This window comes from Exiguobacterium sp. UBA7533, from assembly GCF_002479335.1.
GTDB lineage: Bacteria > Bacillota > Bacilli > Exiguobacteriales > Exiguobacteriaceae > Exiguobacterium_A.
In genome coordinates this window covers 178,964-193,927 of sequence record NZ_DLMP01000001.1, presented here as the reverse complement: position 1 = coordinate 193,927, position 14,964 = coordinate 178,964, and the positions used below count along the sequence as shown (strand labels likewise).

Annotated in this window: 15 protein-coding genes and 1 other annotated feature; all 15 genes read left to right on the top strand. The window is 47.0% G+C overall.

Going from position 1 to position 14,964, the window contains the following annotated elements; translation table 11 throughout:
* The first annotated feature begins 27 nt into the window (after positions 1-27).
* The 15 genes from murD (at position 28) to pyrR (ending at position 14,955) form a co-directional block, all read left to right on the top strand.
* A complete protein-coding gene (murD, locus tag B2U10_RS00995) occupies positions 28-1,374 on the top strand; it encodes a UDP-N-acetylmuramoyl-L-alanine--D-glutamate ligase (protein ID WP_290785185.1) in 1,347 nt (448 codons plus the stop codon).
* Positions 1,371-2,465: an undecaprenyldiphospho-muramoylpentapeptide beta-N-acetylglucosaminyltransferase gene (gene murG, locus B2U10_RS00990; protein WP_035406803.1), complete on the top strand. Its 1,095-nt coding sequence runs from the start codon at positions 1,371-1,373 to the stop codon at positions 2,463-2,465. Before murD ends, murG begins: the two co-directional genes overlap by 4 nt.
* Before the next feature lie 60 nt (positions 2,466-2,525).
* Positions 2,526-3,305, top strand: a complete 780-nt coding sequence (locus B2U10_RS00985; RefSeq protein WP_290751541.1) for a cell division protein FtsQ/DivIB — start codon at positions 2,526-2,528, stop codon at positions 3,303-3,305.
* A gap of 229 nt (positions 3,306-3,534) precedes the next feature.
* Positions 3,535-4,839 (top strand): cell division protein FtsA, encoded by a 1,305-nt coding sequence (gene ftsA, locus B2U10_RS00980; protein WP_035406809.1) that lies wholly within the window; start codon positions 3,535-3,537, stop codon positions 4,837-4,839.
* A gap of 48 nt (positions 4,840-4,887) precedes the next feature.
* A complete protein-coding gene (gene ftsZ / locus B2U10_RS00975) occupies positions 4,888-6,042 on the top strand; it encodes a cell division protein FtsZ (RefSeq protein ID WP_029342137.1) in 1,155 nt (384 codons plus the stop codon).
* A gap of 84 nt (positions 6,043-6,126) precedes the next feature.
* Entirely contained in the window at positions 6,127-6,903 is a 777-nt protein-coding gene (gene pgeF, locus B2U10_RS00970) for a peptidoglycan editing factor PgeF (protein ID WP_056062337.1), read from the top strand.
* Complete coding sequence (locus B2U10_RS00965; protein ID WP_035406814.1) at positions 6,890-7,561, top strand: YggS family pyridoxal phosphate-dependent enzyme; 672 nt, start codon at positions 6,890-6,892, stop codon at positions 7,559-7,561. The genes pgeF and B2U10_RS00965 overlap by 14 nt, the downstream gene beginning before the upstream one ends.
* Before the next feature lie 22 nt (positions 7,562-7,583).
* A complete protein-coding gene (locus B2U10_RS00960) occupies positions 7,584-8,081 on the top strand; it encodes a cell division protein SepF (RefSeq protein ID WP_035406816.1) in 498 nt (165 codons plus the stop codon).
* A 2-nt stretch (positions 8,082-8,083) separates the two neighbouring features.
* Positions 8,084-8,359, top strand: coding sequence for a YggT family protein (locus B2U10_RS00955; RefSeq protein WP_035406819.1), 276 nt, complete (start codon positions 8,084-8,086; stop codon positions 8,357-8,359).
* Positions 8,356-9,126, top strand: coding sequence for an RNA-binding protein (locus B2U10_RS00950; RefSeq protein ID WP_035406822.1), 771 nt, complete (start codon positions 8,356-8,358; stop codon positions 9,124-9,126). Before B2U10_RS00955 ends, B2U10_RS00950 begins: the two co-directional genes overlap by 4 nt.
* Before the next feature lie 25 nt (positions 9,127-9,151).
* Positions 9,152-9,673 (top strand): DivIVA domain-containing protein, encoded by a 522-nt coding sequence (locus tag B2U10_RS00945; protein ID WP_023468794.1) that lies wholly within the window; start codon positions 9,152-9,154, stop codon positions 9,671-9,673.
* Positions 9,674-9,914, top strand: a binding site (T-box leader).
* 57 nt (positions 9,915-9,971) lie between these two features.
* The gene (ileS, locus tag B2U10_RS00940) at positions 9,972-12,707 is read left to right on the top strand and encodes an isoleucine--tRNA ligase (protein ID WP_035406825.1); all 2,736 of its coding nucleotides are present in this window, start codon (positions 9,972-9,974) and stop codon (positions 12,705-12,707) included.
* 72 nt (positions 12,708-12,779) lie between these two features.
* Entirely contained in the window at positions 12,780-13,256 is a 477-nt protein-coding gene (lspA, locus tag B2U10_RS00935) for a signal peptidase II (protein ID WP_056062334.1), read from the top strand.
* Positions 13,253-14,176: an RluA family pseudouridine synthase gene (locus B2U10_RS00930; protein ID WP_290751524.1), complete on the top strand. Its 924-nt coding sequence runs from the start codon at positions 13,253-13,255 to the stop codon at positions 14,174-14,176. Before lspA ends, B2U10_RS00930 begins: the two co-directional genes overlap by 4 nt.
* A 248-nt stretch (positions 14,177-14,424) precedes the next feature.
* On the top strand, positions 14,425-14,955 hold the full coding sequence (gene pyrR / locus B2U10_RS00925) for a bifunctional pyr operon transcriptional regulator/uracil phosphoribosyltransferase PyrR (RefSeq protein WP_035409506.1): 531 nt from the start codon (positions 14,425-14,427) through the stop codon (positions 14,953-14,955).
* Positions 14,956-14,964: the final 9 nt, after the last annotated feature.

The following is a 14,964-nucleotide window of genomic DNA, read 5'->3' as shown; positions in this document are numbered from 1 at the left end:
CGAAGAGAGAAAGTGAGCGATTCAACAATGGAACAACGACAATGGAATGATCAAAAGGTGCTCGTTCTCGGAACGGCGAAAAGTGGAATCGCAGCCGCTCGTTATTTAGCGAGCGTAGGTGCAGAAGTGACAGTGAATGACGGGAAAACACCGTCCGAGAGTGATCAAGCAGTGCTTGCATCACTCGATGTCCAAACGGTTTATGGTGGGCATCCGCTTACACTACTCGATGACATCGATTTGATCGTCAAGAATCCAGGGATTCCGTATCAGATCGAATTGTTACAAGAAGCATTACGACGCAACATTCCCGTTTGGACAGAGGTGGAACTGGCGTATCACGCAACAGATGCGACGTGGATTGCTATCACAGGATCAAACGGGAAAACGACGACGACGACACTCGTTCATGAATTGTTGAAAACAGGGTCTCGACGTGTGCATTTGGCAGGAAACATTGGATTCCCGGCAATTGAAATCGCACGTCAGGCGAAACGAGATGACATCATCGTCATTGAATTATCGAGTTTTCAATTGATGGGGATCGATCAGTTCCGACCATACACAGCAGCCTTTTTAAATCTATCACCGGCACATCTCGATTATCATGGTGATTTTGAATCATACGGAGAAGCAAAAGCTCAGATTTTCAAAAACATGACATCTTCGGATCGGCTTATCTTGAACGCTGATGATGCATCGGTCAACGAGCTCGGTAAGACAGCAAATGTGACGCCGCTCCTATTCTCACGTCGTCAATCTGCTTATGCAGAAATAGTGAATGATGTGTTGACGATCAATGGATCGAGTATTCTACCCGTCAAAGAACTTGCTCTCGGTGGTGGTCACAATGTTGAGAACGTCCTCGCGGCCTTAGCGCTTGTCGAACCATTCGACTTACCATTAGCGAATGTCCAGCATGTGTTGCGGACATTCGGAGGAGTAGAGCACCGGACACAGTTCGTCGGTGAAATTGCTGGTCGAAAAGTTTATAACGATTCGAAAGCGACGAATAACGTCGCGACAGAAGCAGCCCTATCTGGATTCACGACAAACATCATCTGGTTATGTGGTGGGCTCGAGCGTGGAGCGGATTTGACACCGCTACTCGATGCGATGAAGCACGTCAAACATGTCATCGGACTGGGAGAAACCGGACATCGCTTCGGAACGCTTGCATCTGAAAACGGCTATTCATCAACGGTCGTCAAGACGATGGATGAAGCCGTGAAAGTAGCGTTTGAAGTATCACAACCTGGAGACATCATTCTTTTATCACCAGCATCCGCAAGTTGGGATCAGTATAAGACATATGAAGAGCGCGGCGATCATTTCGTTCGTGCCGTACATGAAGTAGGGGGAACAACAGTATGAAAATCGTCGTCTCTGGTGGCGGTACAGGTGGTCACATCTATCCGGCACTTGCCATGATCCGAGAGCTCGAAGAACGCATGCCGTGTGAGGTCCTCTATATCGGAACAGAAAACGGTCTCGAAGCGGACATCGTCCGTCGGGCAGGAATTCCATTTGAATCGATTGAGATCTCTGGCATCCGTCGTTCGCTGTCGTTCGAGAACGTCAAGACGGGTATCCGGTTCGTCAAGAGTGTCCGACGGGTTCGCCGACTACTGCGCCAGTTCCAACCGGATATTGTCGTCGGTACAGGTGGGTTCGTCTGTGGACCTGTTCTGTACACAGCAGCAAAAATGGGTTTTAAGACACTCGTTCATGAACAAAACAGTCTTCCCGGTATCACCAATAAATTTTTAGCGCGTTATGTGGACCGTGTCGCATTATCCTTCAAAGGATCCGGTCATCACTTCGGTAAAAACGAAACAAAGACGGTTCTGATCGGAAACCCACGCGCTTCTGAAGTAGCGGAGTTACAAATCAACCCAACGGAAGAGCGTCAACGTTTCGGTTTCGAGGAAGGGCGTCCACTCGTCGTCATCTATGGTGGTAGTCGTGGTGCGCCTGCCATCAATGAAGCAGTCGTCGACATGATGCCGAAAGTTGAACAAGCCGGATGGTCGCTCCTCTTCGTTACGGGTCAGATTCATTACGATACGATTGTTTCACGCGTTGGCTCAGTACCTGAACGCATTCAACTGCGTCCATTTGTATATGATTTACCGAACATCCTAAAAGCAAGTCAACTTGTCATTTCGCGTTCGGGAGCAAGTACATTAGCAGAACTGACGACGCTTGGGTTACCGAGTGTCCTCATTCCAAGTCCTTACGTGACGGAAAACCATCAAGAAGTCAATGCCTCATCGCTCGTCGAGACAGGTGCGAGTCTATTGATTCGTGAACAAGAACTGACAGGTGAACGGTTATTTGATGCATGTGAAAAAGCATTGGCGCAACAACAAAAGATGTCTGAAGCAGCACTTGCGCTCGGTATGCCGAATGCATCACGAGACTTAGTTGATGAATTGTTACGACTAACAGGACAAAAAAACTAAACTATTGCAGGAAAAGACCGATAGGGAAATGAACTGTTACGTATAGAGGAGGAATGAGACGTGAGGGAACGGAGAGCGGTCGGACGACCGCAAGAGGACAAGAACGTCCGCAGTCTCGAGGATAAGATACCTTATATCCGTGAACAACGTCGCAAAAAAGCTAACCGAAGACTCATTTATGTCCTGATTTTGATTGGTCTATTGGTCGGTGTCGTCTTTTATCTGCAGTCAAGCTATTCCCGGGTCGCTCGATTTGATGTTGATGGTAACGTCAATGTGAAATCAGAGGATATTTTGCAAGCATCCGGGATCAAGGTGAAAGAGACACATGCCTTTAATGTGTCAGAGGAAGACGTTCTTGAACGGATTGAGAAGGTCCCAGGTATTCAAGAAGCAACGATGCAAAAGCAATTTTTGCACCAATATCGCGTGACGGTGACGGAAGAGAAAGAGATTGCCTATGCGAAAGATAAACCGGGAGACCGGATCGTCCTTGCGGATGGAACGATCATTCCCGGTAAGTCGAAGGAAGAATTGTTTGACGCTCCGATCCTGACTGGCTTCACCGATCAATCTCTAAATCGATTGACGAAGGAGCTTGTTAAAATCGAGCCGAAAGTACGGAGCCGGATATCCGAGATCGTCGCTAATGATAAGACTGACAAAGGTGGTCTGAAGTTGTTCATGACGGATGGGAATACGGTTTTGCTCAGTACTTCTGCCTTTTCTAATTCATTGAATGAATATGTAAAGGTCATTTCTGCCTTACCAAAAGGAAAGACAGGAACAATTACAATTGATGGTGGTATCTATTTCAAACCATATAAAGGGAAAAAATAGAAGATTCGTAAAGGGCTGACGAACAAAAAAACAAACATGTGTTTTCATTCGTCGACCTTTATTTGAATCGTCATCAAATCGTAATCTATTAGGACGCTAAGACGGGCAATAACTTCTTTTCGTAAGTATTTATATAGTGTAGACTTAAACGAGAAGAAGCCTGATCTATTCCTAGAATATAATTAGGAATAAAAAGGATTAGTATTATGAAAGTGGAGGTGTCACTCCCATGGAAACGAAAGGTACGATTGCCGCACTCGACATTGGGACATCGGAGGTGAAGCTCATCGTCGGTGAACTACTTGGTGGAACGCTGAACGTACTTGCTGAAGGTTCTGCACCATCCGCGGGTGTTAAACGAGGTGTCATCGTTGACATCGATCAAACGGTACATGCCATTAAACAAGCGGTCACAGAAGTGGAACGTACACTTGGTGAACCAATTGGTGAAGTATATGTCGCTATTTCGGGCGAGCACATTCAAGTCAAGGATTGCCAGGGGATGACGTCAATCAAAGGTGAGGACAATGAAATCACGGATGATGATGTGAAAGATGTCTTGCATTCTGCGATGGTCATGCGAATTCCAAATGAACTCAGTGTAGTTGATGTCTTGCCGAAGACGTTTACGGTTGATCAGCAAACAGAAATCACTGATCCAAGAGGAATGATTGGTTATCGTCTCGAAGTAACAGGGAAGCTCATCATCGGAGCGAAGACGATCCTACATAGCATTAAACGTTCCATTGAACGGGCTGGTTTAGAGCTTGCTGGATATGTGCTGGAGAGTTTAGCGGTATCTAGAATCGCAGCATCGATTGATGAACTAGAACTCGGTGTTGGGATCATCGATATCGGACATGAGACGACGACGCTTTCCATCTATGAAAAGAACGATCTCGTCTACTCGACGACGTTGCCTTACGGTGGAGATCATCTGACACGTGATTTGACGTACAAGATGAACTGCAAATACCAAGATGCGAAACTCGCTAAAGAAGAATACGGCGTTGCACTCGAAGCACTCGGTGATCCGGAGGAGAAAGTCTCATACGTCACGATCAACGGGGAACATCGTTTCGAACCACAATCAGAGATCGGATTCGTTTTAGAAGCGCGACTTGAGGAAATCTTCGAGATGATTCAAAAACGAATGACGCAAGCGGGATACGCTCACATGAATAGCGGCTTGATCTTATGTGGTGGAAGTTCTTCACTACCTGGCATCGATCAGCTCGGAAAACGGATTTTCAAGCAGAGCGTCAATGTTTATCAGCCTGCTAGTCTTGGTATTCGTCATCCGAAGTATGCCGTTGCAGCTGGTATGTTACGTTATGTACTCTCAAGAAGCGCCGTATCGAAATCAGGTTTCGACCGGGCAGAAGAGAAAGAAGTCGTAGCATCCGGACGTGAGCAGGATGCACTGCTCATGAACGAACAGGCATCACCTGCTCGTGAAGAACGACCAACGCGTGAACAGCCTCCAAAAGAGAAAAAGTCATTCAGTAGTTTCTTTGAGAAATTCTTTGGTTAATGCCTACAAAAAAATCCAATGAGTAAAAAATATTAGGGGGCCCTTTTTATGTTGCATTTTGATGAAATGATGGACCAAGTAGCAAAAATCAAGGTCATCGGTGTAGGCGGTGGCGGTTCGAACGCCGTCAACCGAATGATTGAACACGGTGTCCAAGGCGTAGAGTTCATCGCTGTAAACACAGACGCTCAGGCATTGAACATGTCACAAGCTGACGTGAAATTACAACTCGGCGCAAAATTGACACGTGGTCTCGGTGCGGGTGCAAATCCGGAAATCGGTAAAAAAGCGGCAGAAGAGAGCCGTGAACAATTAACAGAAATCCTTTCAGGAGCTGACATGGTCTTCGTCACAGCCGGTATGGGTGGCGGAACTGGAACAGGAGCTGCTCCAGTCATCGCTGAGATTTCAAAAGAAATCGGCGCATTGACAGTCGGTGTCGTGACAAAGCCATTCATGTTCGAAGGACGTAAACGGATGCAACATGCTGTTTCTGGTGTCCAGAACTTCAAAGAAAAAGTCGATACGTTGATCGTCATCCCGAATGATAAGTTGCTTGAAATCGTCGATCGGAACACACCGATGCTTGAAGCGTTCAAAGAAGCGGATAACGTCTTACGTCAAGGTGTACAGGGTATCACGGACTTGATTGCCGTTCCTGGTCTAATCAACCTCGACTTCGCCGATGTGAAGACGATCATGACTGAAAAAGGTTCTGCTTTGATGGGTGTAGGTGTCGCAACAGGTGAACATCGCGCGACGGAAGCCGCTAAAAAAGCGATTTCAAGTCCATTGCTTGAAACATCAATCGAAGGCGCGAAAGGTGTTCTAATGAACATCACGGGTAGTGCGAACCTCAGCTTGTATGAAGTAACGGAAGCCGCACAGATCGTTCAAAGTGCAGCAGATGAGGAAGTTAACTTGATCTTCGGTTCGGTCATCAATGATAACCTAGAAGATGAAATCATCGTCACAGTCATCGCGACAGAATTCGAAAACGAACCACTCGACTTCGAAATTCCATCCGCACAAGAGATGATGAAAAACCTATTGAAGAAAAAACAAGCGACTCCACCACCAACAGAGGAGTCTAAACCACAAGTCGAAGAGACGCCTGTCAGCTCAAATCCTGAACCAGCTAAAGCGCCAGATGTCGAAGAAACGATGGACATCCCATCATTCCTTCGCCGGAATAATCGTTGATCGATGTTCCAGTGACACGACTGCTAAACCAAGAGGTGTCGCGAAAGCGGCGCCTCTTTTTTTAAAATCGAAGGAGGCATCAACATGTTTGGACAATGGATCAAATGGGATACACCAACAGGTACCGTACGTGCCGCCTTTACGACGAAGTTTGCAGCACCACATGGAAACGGTAATTTAGGATTACATGTCAACGATGATCGTGACGGCGTCATCCAGAACCGACAAGTCATTGCTCGACAGCTTGATCTATCTCTTGAGAACTCAATTTGGGCGCAGCAAATCCATGGGAATCACGTTGAACAGGTGACGACACTTGACTCCGGACGCGGCGCTCTGGATTACGAAACAGCGATTCCGGGTACAGATGGATTGGTGACGACTGATTCGAATGTCTTACTGATGATGCTCTTCGCTGATTGTGTTCCGCTTGTCTTCTGTGATCCGACGACAGGAATCATCGCGAATACGCACGCCGGATGGCGGGGGACTGTTGGCAATATCGTTGAAGAGACAGTCAAACAAATGGAGCGTGCAGGTGCGAGTCGCTCATCGATTCAGATGGTCATTGGTCCATCGATTCGTGATTGTTGTTACGAAGTCGATCAACCCGTTATCGATGCGATCGACGCACTTGAACTCGATGAGTCTCCTTACATACGCAAGGAAGATGGAAAAGCGATGTTATCGCTACAAAAAACAAATGCTGCGCTTGCTGAGCGTTGTGGAGTGGGTGATGTCCTTGACTCAGGTCTATGTACACATTGTCAGGCGGAAGATTACTTCTCTTATCGCCACGGCGACCACGGCGGTCGGTTCGCGAGTTTGATCGTAAAGGAGTCATTGGATGTCAATTCTTGAAAATGTACAAGAGGTTACACGACGGATAAAACAAGCGAGTGAAAAGAGTTCATCCAAAAAGCAGGTACAGTTGATTGGCGTGACGAAATCAGTCTCAAGTCAAGTTGCTTCTGAATTATTAGAGGCCGGTGTAACGCATCTTGGAGAAAATCGTCCGGATGGACTGCTCGAAAAACAAGCAGAACTTGGACGTACAGCCTGTACATGGCACTTCATCGGCACGTTACAGACGCGTAAAGTTCGTCAGATCATCGATGCCATTGATGTGCTGCATTCGCTCGATCGTCTTCATTTGGCAGAAGAGATCAATAAACGAACGAACCGAATCATTGATTGTTTCATTCAAGTCAATATCTCGGGAGAAGAATCGAAGCAAGGTATTGCACCGGAGGATGTACCGTCGTTCTTACACGAAATCGGTCAGTATCCCGCGATTCGTGTCATCGGACTGATGACGATGGCACCGTTGACGGAAGACACGACGCGTATACGTGAGGTATTCCGGTCATTAAAAACATTGCAAGAAGAGGTCAAGGCAAAAAAATTGTCGTATGCTCCATGTACAGAGTTATCCATGGGGATGTCATCGGATTTTGAGATTGCCATCGAAGAAGGGGCGACGTTCGTCCGAGTCGGGACGACGCTCGTTCACACCTAAACGAGAAGAAGGGAGAATGGATATGGGTTTCAAATCAAAAATGCAAAATCTATTTCTCGGCAACAGCGATGATTTAGATGAACTCGAATATGAAAATGATGCTACAATAAATAAAGGTAGAGGTGCTTCACAACAAGAGTACGAAGAGTATTACGAGGAATCTACCCCAAGTGTTACTCAAAAGGAGGACAGCGTGAGACAATCGAATATCGTGCCGCTACATGCGACGAAAAAAACGAAATCGCAGGTCATCTTGAGTGAACCACGTGTCTTTAACGAAGCCCAAGAGATTGGGGAACATCTTCGTCAGAACCGTGCTGTCATCGTCAATATGCAACGTATGTCAAAAGATCAATCACGACAGATGATCAACTTCTTATCTGGTGTCGTTTTCGCTCTCGATGGAACGATCACGACGATCAGTCAGAATACCCTCCTCTGTGTTCCAAACAATGTCGAGTTGGCTGGTAGCATCTCGAATCTCCTAGGAGAAGATGATATTAATCATAAGGGGTGGTAAGTATGGATTCACAAGTGATGTACGCGATTGGTCGTACATTAAGTACGTTATTACAATATTATAGTTATGTCATGATTGTGTACATTCTGCTATCTTGGTTCCCGAATGCCCGTGATTCGAAATTCGGACAAGTGCTCGCGATGTTGGTCGAGCCATTCCTAGCACCCTTCCGTCGTATTATCCCGCCTATCGGAGGCATGCTAGATATCTCGCCGATTGTTGCCTTTCTCGTCTTGAACTTGGCACAATCCGGTATCCGAGCTATCTTCTTCGTATGAGTGTATATGATCATTATCGTGGAAGCGAGCGGGAATTCGTCGATTCGGTCTTGAACTGGATTGATCACGTGGAAGCGACGTATACGTTTAAATTAACGGATTTTCTAGACCCTCGTGAACAGCAAATCACACAAGAACTCGTCGGTTCGAAATGCGCCCTCTTTTTTGAGGGCGGTTTCGAAGGCGCCGAACGTAAACGAGCAATCCTCGCACCAGACTATTATGAATACAACGCGGATGACTTTGACATTTCCATTTATCGCATTCATTATCCTACTAAATTCGTTGAACTATCTCATCGTCAAGTCACCGGTACATTATTGAACGTCGGATTGAAGCGTGCCAAGTTCGGCGACGTCATCATCCAGGATCAAGTGCAATTTGCTGTCGCGGACGAAGTTGCGACATATATCGAAGCAAACGTCGAACGCGCAGGTAAGACGAAGATTCGTCTTTCGCGCGTAGACGCAGAAGATCGCTTGAAAGTGAAGGAACAAGAGTGGGAAGAGACGCTCGGGTTCGTCAGCTCACTTCGGTTCGATACGGTCGTCAGTGAAATTCTCGGCTTCTCCCGTCAAAAGGCACAGACGCTCATTAAACAGGGTGAAAGTAAAGTGAATTATAAGGTAGTCGATGACGTGAGTTTCATGCTTGAAGAAGGGGATCTGCTTTCCTTACGTGGAACGGGACGCGTTAAACTGATTGCGATTCTCGGATCAACGAAACGGGATCGAATCAAACTACAATACGGTATTTTAAAAGGATAAAAAAAATGCGGAGGAGGAATTCATCATGCCATTAACGCCACTCGATATTCATAATAAGGAGTTCACACGAAAGTTTCGCGGCTATGACGAGGATGAAGTGAACGAATTCCTAGATCAGGTCATCAAGGATTTTGAGTTGTTGTTACGTGAGAACCGTCAACAACAGGAAGTCATCCAAAACATGCAAGCGCGTGTCGATTACTTTAGTTCGATGGAAGAAACATTGAATAAATCGATTATTGTCGCACAGGAAGCGGCAGAAGAAGTGAAAGCGAATGCTTCAAAAGAAGCAAGCTTGATCTTGAAACAGGCAGAACGCGAAGCAGAGCAATTGCAAGATGCGGCACAACGCCGGGCACAACGGACGGACTTCGAAGTGGAACAGATGCGTAAGAAAATCGAGCTCTATCGCAATCGCTTCAAAGTGTTGATCGATGCTCAAATGGAATTATTGACGAGCCACGACTGGGATGCATTTGATTTCTCTTCTCGTGGAGCGCTTGACGATGTTCCAGCAGTTGCGTATAATGACGACGATGTCGTATAAATAAAATCAATGATAAGGACACGTCGCATCTTGGACAGTTGACAGCGAATCGGGAAATGGTGGAAGCCCGAGCAACGAAAGAGATGGGATATCCCCTTAGAGTGTATGACTGAACGTTCTCCGAACAGTAAGTCATGCCGGTTCACTCCCGTTAGCGAGTTCTTAAGCGGTCCTGCGTCGTCGAACAGACGAGCAGGATTAGTAGGGTGGTACCGCGAGTTCAGCCAAGCTCGTCCCTATCTCAGGGATGAGCTTGGCTTTTTTTGTACTTTTAAAGCGAAAGGTGAGAGATGGTCAGATGGATTACAAAGAAACCTTATTGATGATGAAAACGGAGTTTTTAATGCGAGGCAACTTGCCAAAACGTGAGCCGGATATGCAAGCACGATGGGAAGAGATGAATCTCTATGCTGCGGTCCAAGAAAAGAATGCTGGAAAACCGACGTTCATTCTTCACGATGGTCCTCCTTATGCGAACGGTGACATCCACATGGGTCACGGATTAAACAAAGTCTTAAAAGACATCATCGTCCGTTACAAATCGATGAATGGCTTCCAGTCCCCTTACGTACCAGGTTGGGACACACATGGCTTGCCTATCGAGACAGCACTTCAAAAAGCAGGTGTTGACCGCAAATCGATGACGGTCGCGGAATTCCGTGAGTTATGTGCGAAATATGCGCTCGAACAAGTCGATCACCAACGTGATCAATTCAAACGTCTCGGTGTTCTCGGTGACTATGACAATCCATATATTACGCTTCAACCAGAATTTGAAGCAGCTCAAATTCGTTTGTTCGGGGACATGGCGAACAAAGGCTATATCTATAAAGGGAAAAAGCCGGTCTATTGGTCACCGTCTTCTGAATCAGCACTAGCTGAAGCAGAAATCGAATATCAAGACAAACGGTCAGCTGCGATCTATGTCGCATTCCAAGTCATGGATGGAAAAAACATCCTTGAGCCGACGGATCATTTCGTCATCTGGACGACCACTCCATGGACGATCCCAGCGAACCTTGGAATCTCTGTCAGTGCGGAATTGACGTATGCGCGGATCGAGTATCAAGGAAAAGGATATATCGTAGCGGAAACACTTGTTCCAGAAGTCATCGAAGCGCTCGGATGGGAAGACGCGACAATTGGACGTGTCTTCAACGGTGCGGACTTCGAGTACGTGAAAGCGAAACATCCGCTTTATGACCGTGAATCACTCGTCATGCTTGGCGACCACGTTACAGCGGAAGCGACGGGTGTCGTTCATACAGCTCCAGGACACGGGGAAGATGACTTCCGTATTGGTCAAGCATACGGGCTTGACGTTCTCTGCCCAGTTGACGATAAAGGTGTCATGACGGCAGAAGCTCCTGGATTCGAAGGCATGTTCTATGAAGATGCGAACAAAGAAATCGGTCTCGCACTCGAAGAAGCAGGCGCTCTCTTAAAACTGTCATTCATCAAACACTCGTATCCACACGACTGGCGGACGAAAAAACCGGTCATCTTCCGGGCAACGCCACAGTGGTTCGCTTCAATCAAAGACTTCCGTGCGGAAATCCTTGATGAGATCAAAGGCGTCCAGTGGGTACCAGAGTGGGGTGAAACACGTCTCCACAACATGTTCAAAGACCGCGGCGACTGGGTCATTTCCCGTCAACGTGCTTGGGGCGTTCCACTTCCAATCTTCTACGCTGAAGATGGAACGGAAATCGTCACACCAGAAACGATTGATCATATCGCGAATCTATTTGCAACTCACGGATCAAATGTCTGGTATGAGCGCGAAGCAGTCGACTTGCTTCCTGAAGGATTCACACATCCAGCAAGTCCGAACGGTATCTTCAAAAAAGAAACGGACATCATGGATGTCTGGTTCGATTCTGGTTCATCACATGCCGGTGTCCTTGCGACACGTCCTGAATTGACGCGTCCAGCGGATCTCTATCTTGAAGGTTCTGACCAATACCGCGGTTGGTTTAACTCGTCGCTATCGACAGCCGTCGCAACGACTGGGAAAGCACCATACAAAGCGGTCGTCAGTCACGGATTCGTTCTGGATGGTCAAGGTCGCAAGATGTCGAAATCGATTGGTAACACGATTGCACCAATCCAAGTCATGCAACAATTCGGAGCAGAGATCCTTCGTTTGTGGGTGGCATCTGTCGATTATCAAGCTGATGTTCGGGCATCGATGGATAACTTCAAACAAGTCTCAGAATCATATCGTAAAATCCGGAACACGGTTCGTTTCCTTCTCGGAAACTTGGATCAATTCGATCCTGCGACGCACCGAGTCGCATTTGAAGACTTACCAGAGTCAGACCGTTTCATGCGTACGAAACTGGACCAACTTGTTGGAAAAGTAAAAGCGGCTTATGATGCGTACGACTTCATGTCGGTCTATCAATTGCTCCACAACTTCTGTGTCCTTGATTTGTCGTCGTTCTACCTCGATTACACGAAAGATATCCTGTATATCGAAAAAGCAGACGCGACATCGCGTCGTGCGGTTCAGACGGTCATGTATGATACAGTCGTCGCCTTGTTGCAATTGATGGCACCTGTCTTGCCACACACGGCAGACGAAGCATGGGAATTCGTACCAGCTGTTGAGACGAAGAGCATCTTCTTGACGGACCTTCCAGAAACGGTCGAAGTCTCAGAAGAAGGACTTGCTCTCATCGAGAAATGGAACGCGTTCCTGACGTTCCGTGATGATGTCTTAAAAGCACTCGAGGAAGCACGCGTCGAGAAACTCGTCGGTAAGACACTTGAAGCAAAACTCTTGCTTGCACCGAAGGAAGAAACAAAAGCATTGCTTAAAACGATTGATCATCTTGAGCAGTTGCTCCAAGTCTCACAACTCGAATTCGTGGATACAACGGATAAGATGTATGAGACGACCGGTATTACAGTTCAAAAAGCTGACGGTGAAAAATGTGAACGTTGTTGGACATATTCGACAGAACTCGGACAAGATCCGGCTCATCCGACGCTTTGCCCACGTTGTACTGAAGTCGTCAATTCTTTATAATGATACAAAGGGAGGGGCGACTGCGACTTCGCAGGACGTCCCTCATTATTTTTGGATGCGGAGGACAATAGGATGTGGCTTTACTTAGGGATTGCTGCTTTACTCGTTGGAATCGACCAGTTGACGAAATGGATCGTCGTTCAAAATATGACGATCGGTCAAGCGATCACAGTCATTCCGGATTTCTTTTATCTCAACTCGTATCGGAACCGTGGCGCTGCATGGGGAATGCTCGAAGGTAAATTCGGCTTCTTCTTCTTCGTCACGATTATCGTCGTCATTGGATTGATTTACTTCCTCTACAAGGAAGGCACGAAAAATAAGGTATTTGCTTGGAGTATCTCGCTACTACTTAGTGGTGCGATCGGAAATTTCATTGATCGAATGGTTCGAGGAGAAGTCGTTGATTTCTTCCACTTCTTCCCGTTCGGCTATAATTTCCCGATCTTTAATGTCGCAGACGTCTGTTTGACGTTTGGTGTCATCACGATGCTGATTAGCGTCATGTTCGAAGAACGGTTGACTAAGAAAGGAACGATGGATAAATGAATGAAGTAGAAACATGGTCCGTACAAGCGGATGGAGCGACAGGGCGCATTGATAAGTGGCTCGCAGATCAAAATGAATGGTCGCGTTCGCAAGTACAGGAATGGTTAAAAGCGGGACGCGTCGAAGTCGATGGTCGTGTCGTTAAACCAAACTATAAATTATCGGGAACAGAATCGATTGCCGTTCATATCCCGGAAGCGGTAGAACTTGAGATTTTACCAGAAGATATCCCGCTTGAGGTCGTCTACGAGGACTCAGATGTCATTGTCGTCAACAAACCAAAAGGAATGGTCGTCCACCCAGCGGCAGGTCATGTCTCAGGGACCCTCGTCAATGCCTTATTACATCATTGTCAAGATCTCTCGGGCATTAATGGAGTCAAACGTCCAGGAATCGTTCACCGAATCGATAAGGACACGTCTGGTCTGTTGATGGTTGCTAAGAACGACTTAGCGCATGAATCACTCGCGCATCAGTTGAAAGAGAAAACGACGGAACGTCTCTACATTGCGCTCGTGCACGGTGAGATTCCGCACGAGCTCGGAACGATTGAAGCACCGATCGGACGCGATAAGAACGATCGTCAACGGATGACGGTAACGGATAAGAATTCAAAAACTGCCGTAACCCATTTCCGTGTTCTCGATCGGTACGAAGGGTTTACAGTCGTGGAATGTAAACTCGAAACAGGGCGAACACACCAAATCCGTGTCCACATGCGTTATATCGGTTTCCCGCTTGCCGGTGACCCGAAATATGGTCCACGTAAGACGATGAAAATGAATGGTCAAGCCTTGCATGCTGCGGTTCTCGGCTTCGAACATCCACGGACAGGCGAATGGATGCGTTTTGAAGCACCACTCCCAGAAGAGATGACATTCGAGATTGGTCAACTGAAAAAACTTGAATTAGAGTCTTGACGTTTTTCTAATAAAACGGTAGAGTATCACCTAGAGAGCGATGCGAGACATCCTCTACTGACACTTCGGTCGTCCGAGCGATGATCCTACCAAACTAGTATCACCTTTAATCGAGTCCGGAGAGGCTGCGAAAGGGAGAACCTACCACAAACGTGCGTAGGCATGCATACAAGACGTATGCCATGATTCTGTCTTCGATGACCTTCTGCGGATTTCCGCAGAAGGTCTTTTGTATGAAAGGAGAAACTATGAAACCAGCCGTCATCTTAGATGAAGCCGCGATTGGACGCGCACTGACACGGATCGCCCATGAAATCATCGAACGTAACAAAGGCATTGCTGATTTAATGATCGTCGGAATCAAGACGCGTGGTGAGACACTCGCGCGCCGCCTTGCGAAGCGGATCGAACAGATCGAAGGAAAGCCGGTCTTACTCGGTGTCGTCGACATCTCAATGTACCGAGATGACTTGTCAAAGCGAAGTTTAGAGCCAGAAATAAAAGGATCTGATCTACCGGAAGACATTACCGGAAAAATCGTCGTCCTCGTTGACGATGTGCTCTACACAGGACGCACCGTCCGTGCCGCGATGGACGCACTCGTCGACCACGGAAGACCGAGTATGATTCAACTCGCTGTCCTCGTCGATCGTGGGCATCGAGAGTTACCGATCCGTCCAGATTTCATCGGCAAGAACGTTCCGACGTCACGTGACGAGCAAGTCGTCGTCGCGCTCGCTGAAGTCGACGAAGCCGATCAAGTATTCATTAAACGCTAAAAATCAAAA

Bases quoted from the DNA above. Each gene is read 5' to 3' on its own strand.
- murD (WP_290785185.1), top strand. From the start codon at position 28: ATGGAACAACGACAATGGAATGATCAAAAGGTGCTCGTTCTCGGAACG.
- murG (WP_035406803.1), top strand. From the start codon at position 1,371: ATGAAAATCGTCGTCTCTGGTGGCGGTACAGGTGGTCACATCTATCCG.
- ftsA (WP_035406809.1), top strand. From the start codon at position 3,535: ATGGAAACGAAAGGTACGATTGCCGCACTCGACATTGGGACATCGGAG.
- ftsZ (WP_029342137.1), top strand. From the start codon at position 4,888: ATGTTGCATTTTGATGAAATGATGGACCAAGTAGCAAAAATCAAGGTC.
- pgeF (WP_056062337.1), top strand. From the start codon at position 6,127: ATGTTTGGACAATGGATCAAATGGGATACACCAACAGGTACCGTACGT.
- B2U10_RS00965 (WP_035406814.1), top strand. From the start codon at position 6,890: ATGTCAATTCTTGAAAATGTACAAGAGGTTACACGACGGATAAAACAA.
- B2U10_RS00960 (WP_035406816.1), top strand. From the start codon at position 7,584: ATGGGTTTCAAATCAAAAATGCAAAATCTATTTCTCGGCAACAGCGAT.
- B2U10_RS00955 (WP_035406819.1), top strand. From the start codon at position 8,084: ATGGATTCACAAGTGATGTACGCGATTGGTCGTACATTAAGTACGTTA.
- B2U10_RS00950 (WP_035406822.1), top strand. From the start codon at position 8,356: ATGAGTGTATATGATCATTATCGTGGAAGCGAGCGGGAATTCGTCGAT.
- B2U10_RS00945 (WP_023468794.1), top strand. From the start codon at position 9,152: ATGCCATTAACGCCACTCGATATTCATAATAAGGAGTTCACACGAAAG.
- ileS (WP_035406825.1), top strand. From the start codon at position 9,972: ATGGATTACAAAGAAACCTTATTGATGATGAAAACGGAGTTTTTAATG.
- lspA (WP_056062334.1), top strand. From the start codon at position 12,780: ATGTGGCTTTACTTAGGGATTGCTGCTTTACTCGTTGGAATCGACCAG.
- B2U10_RS00930 (WP_290751524.1), top strand. From the start codon at position 13,253: ATGAATGAAGTAGAAACATGGTCCGTACAAGCGGATGGAGCGACAGGG.
- pyrR (WP_035409506.1), top strand. From the start codon at position 14,425: ATGAAACCAGCCGTCATCTTAGATGAAGCCGCGATTGGACGCGCACTG.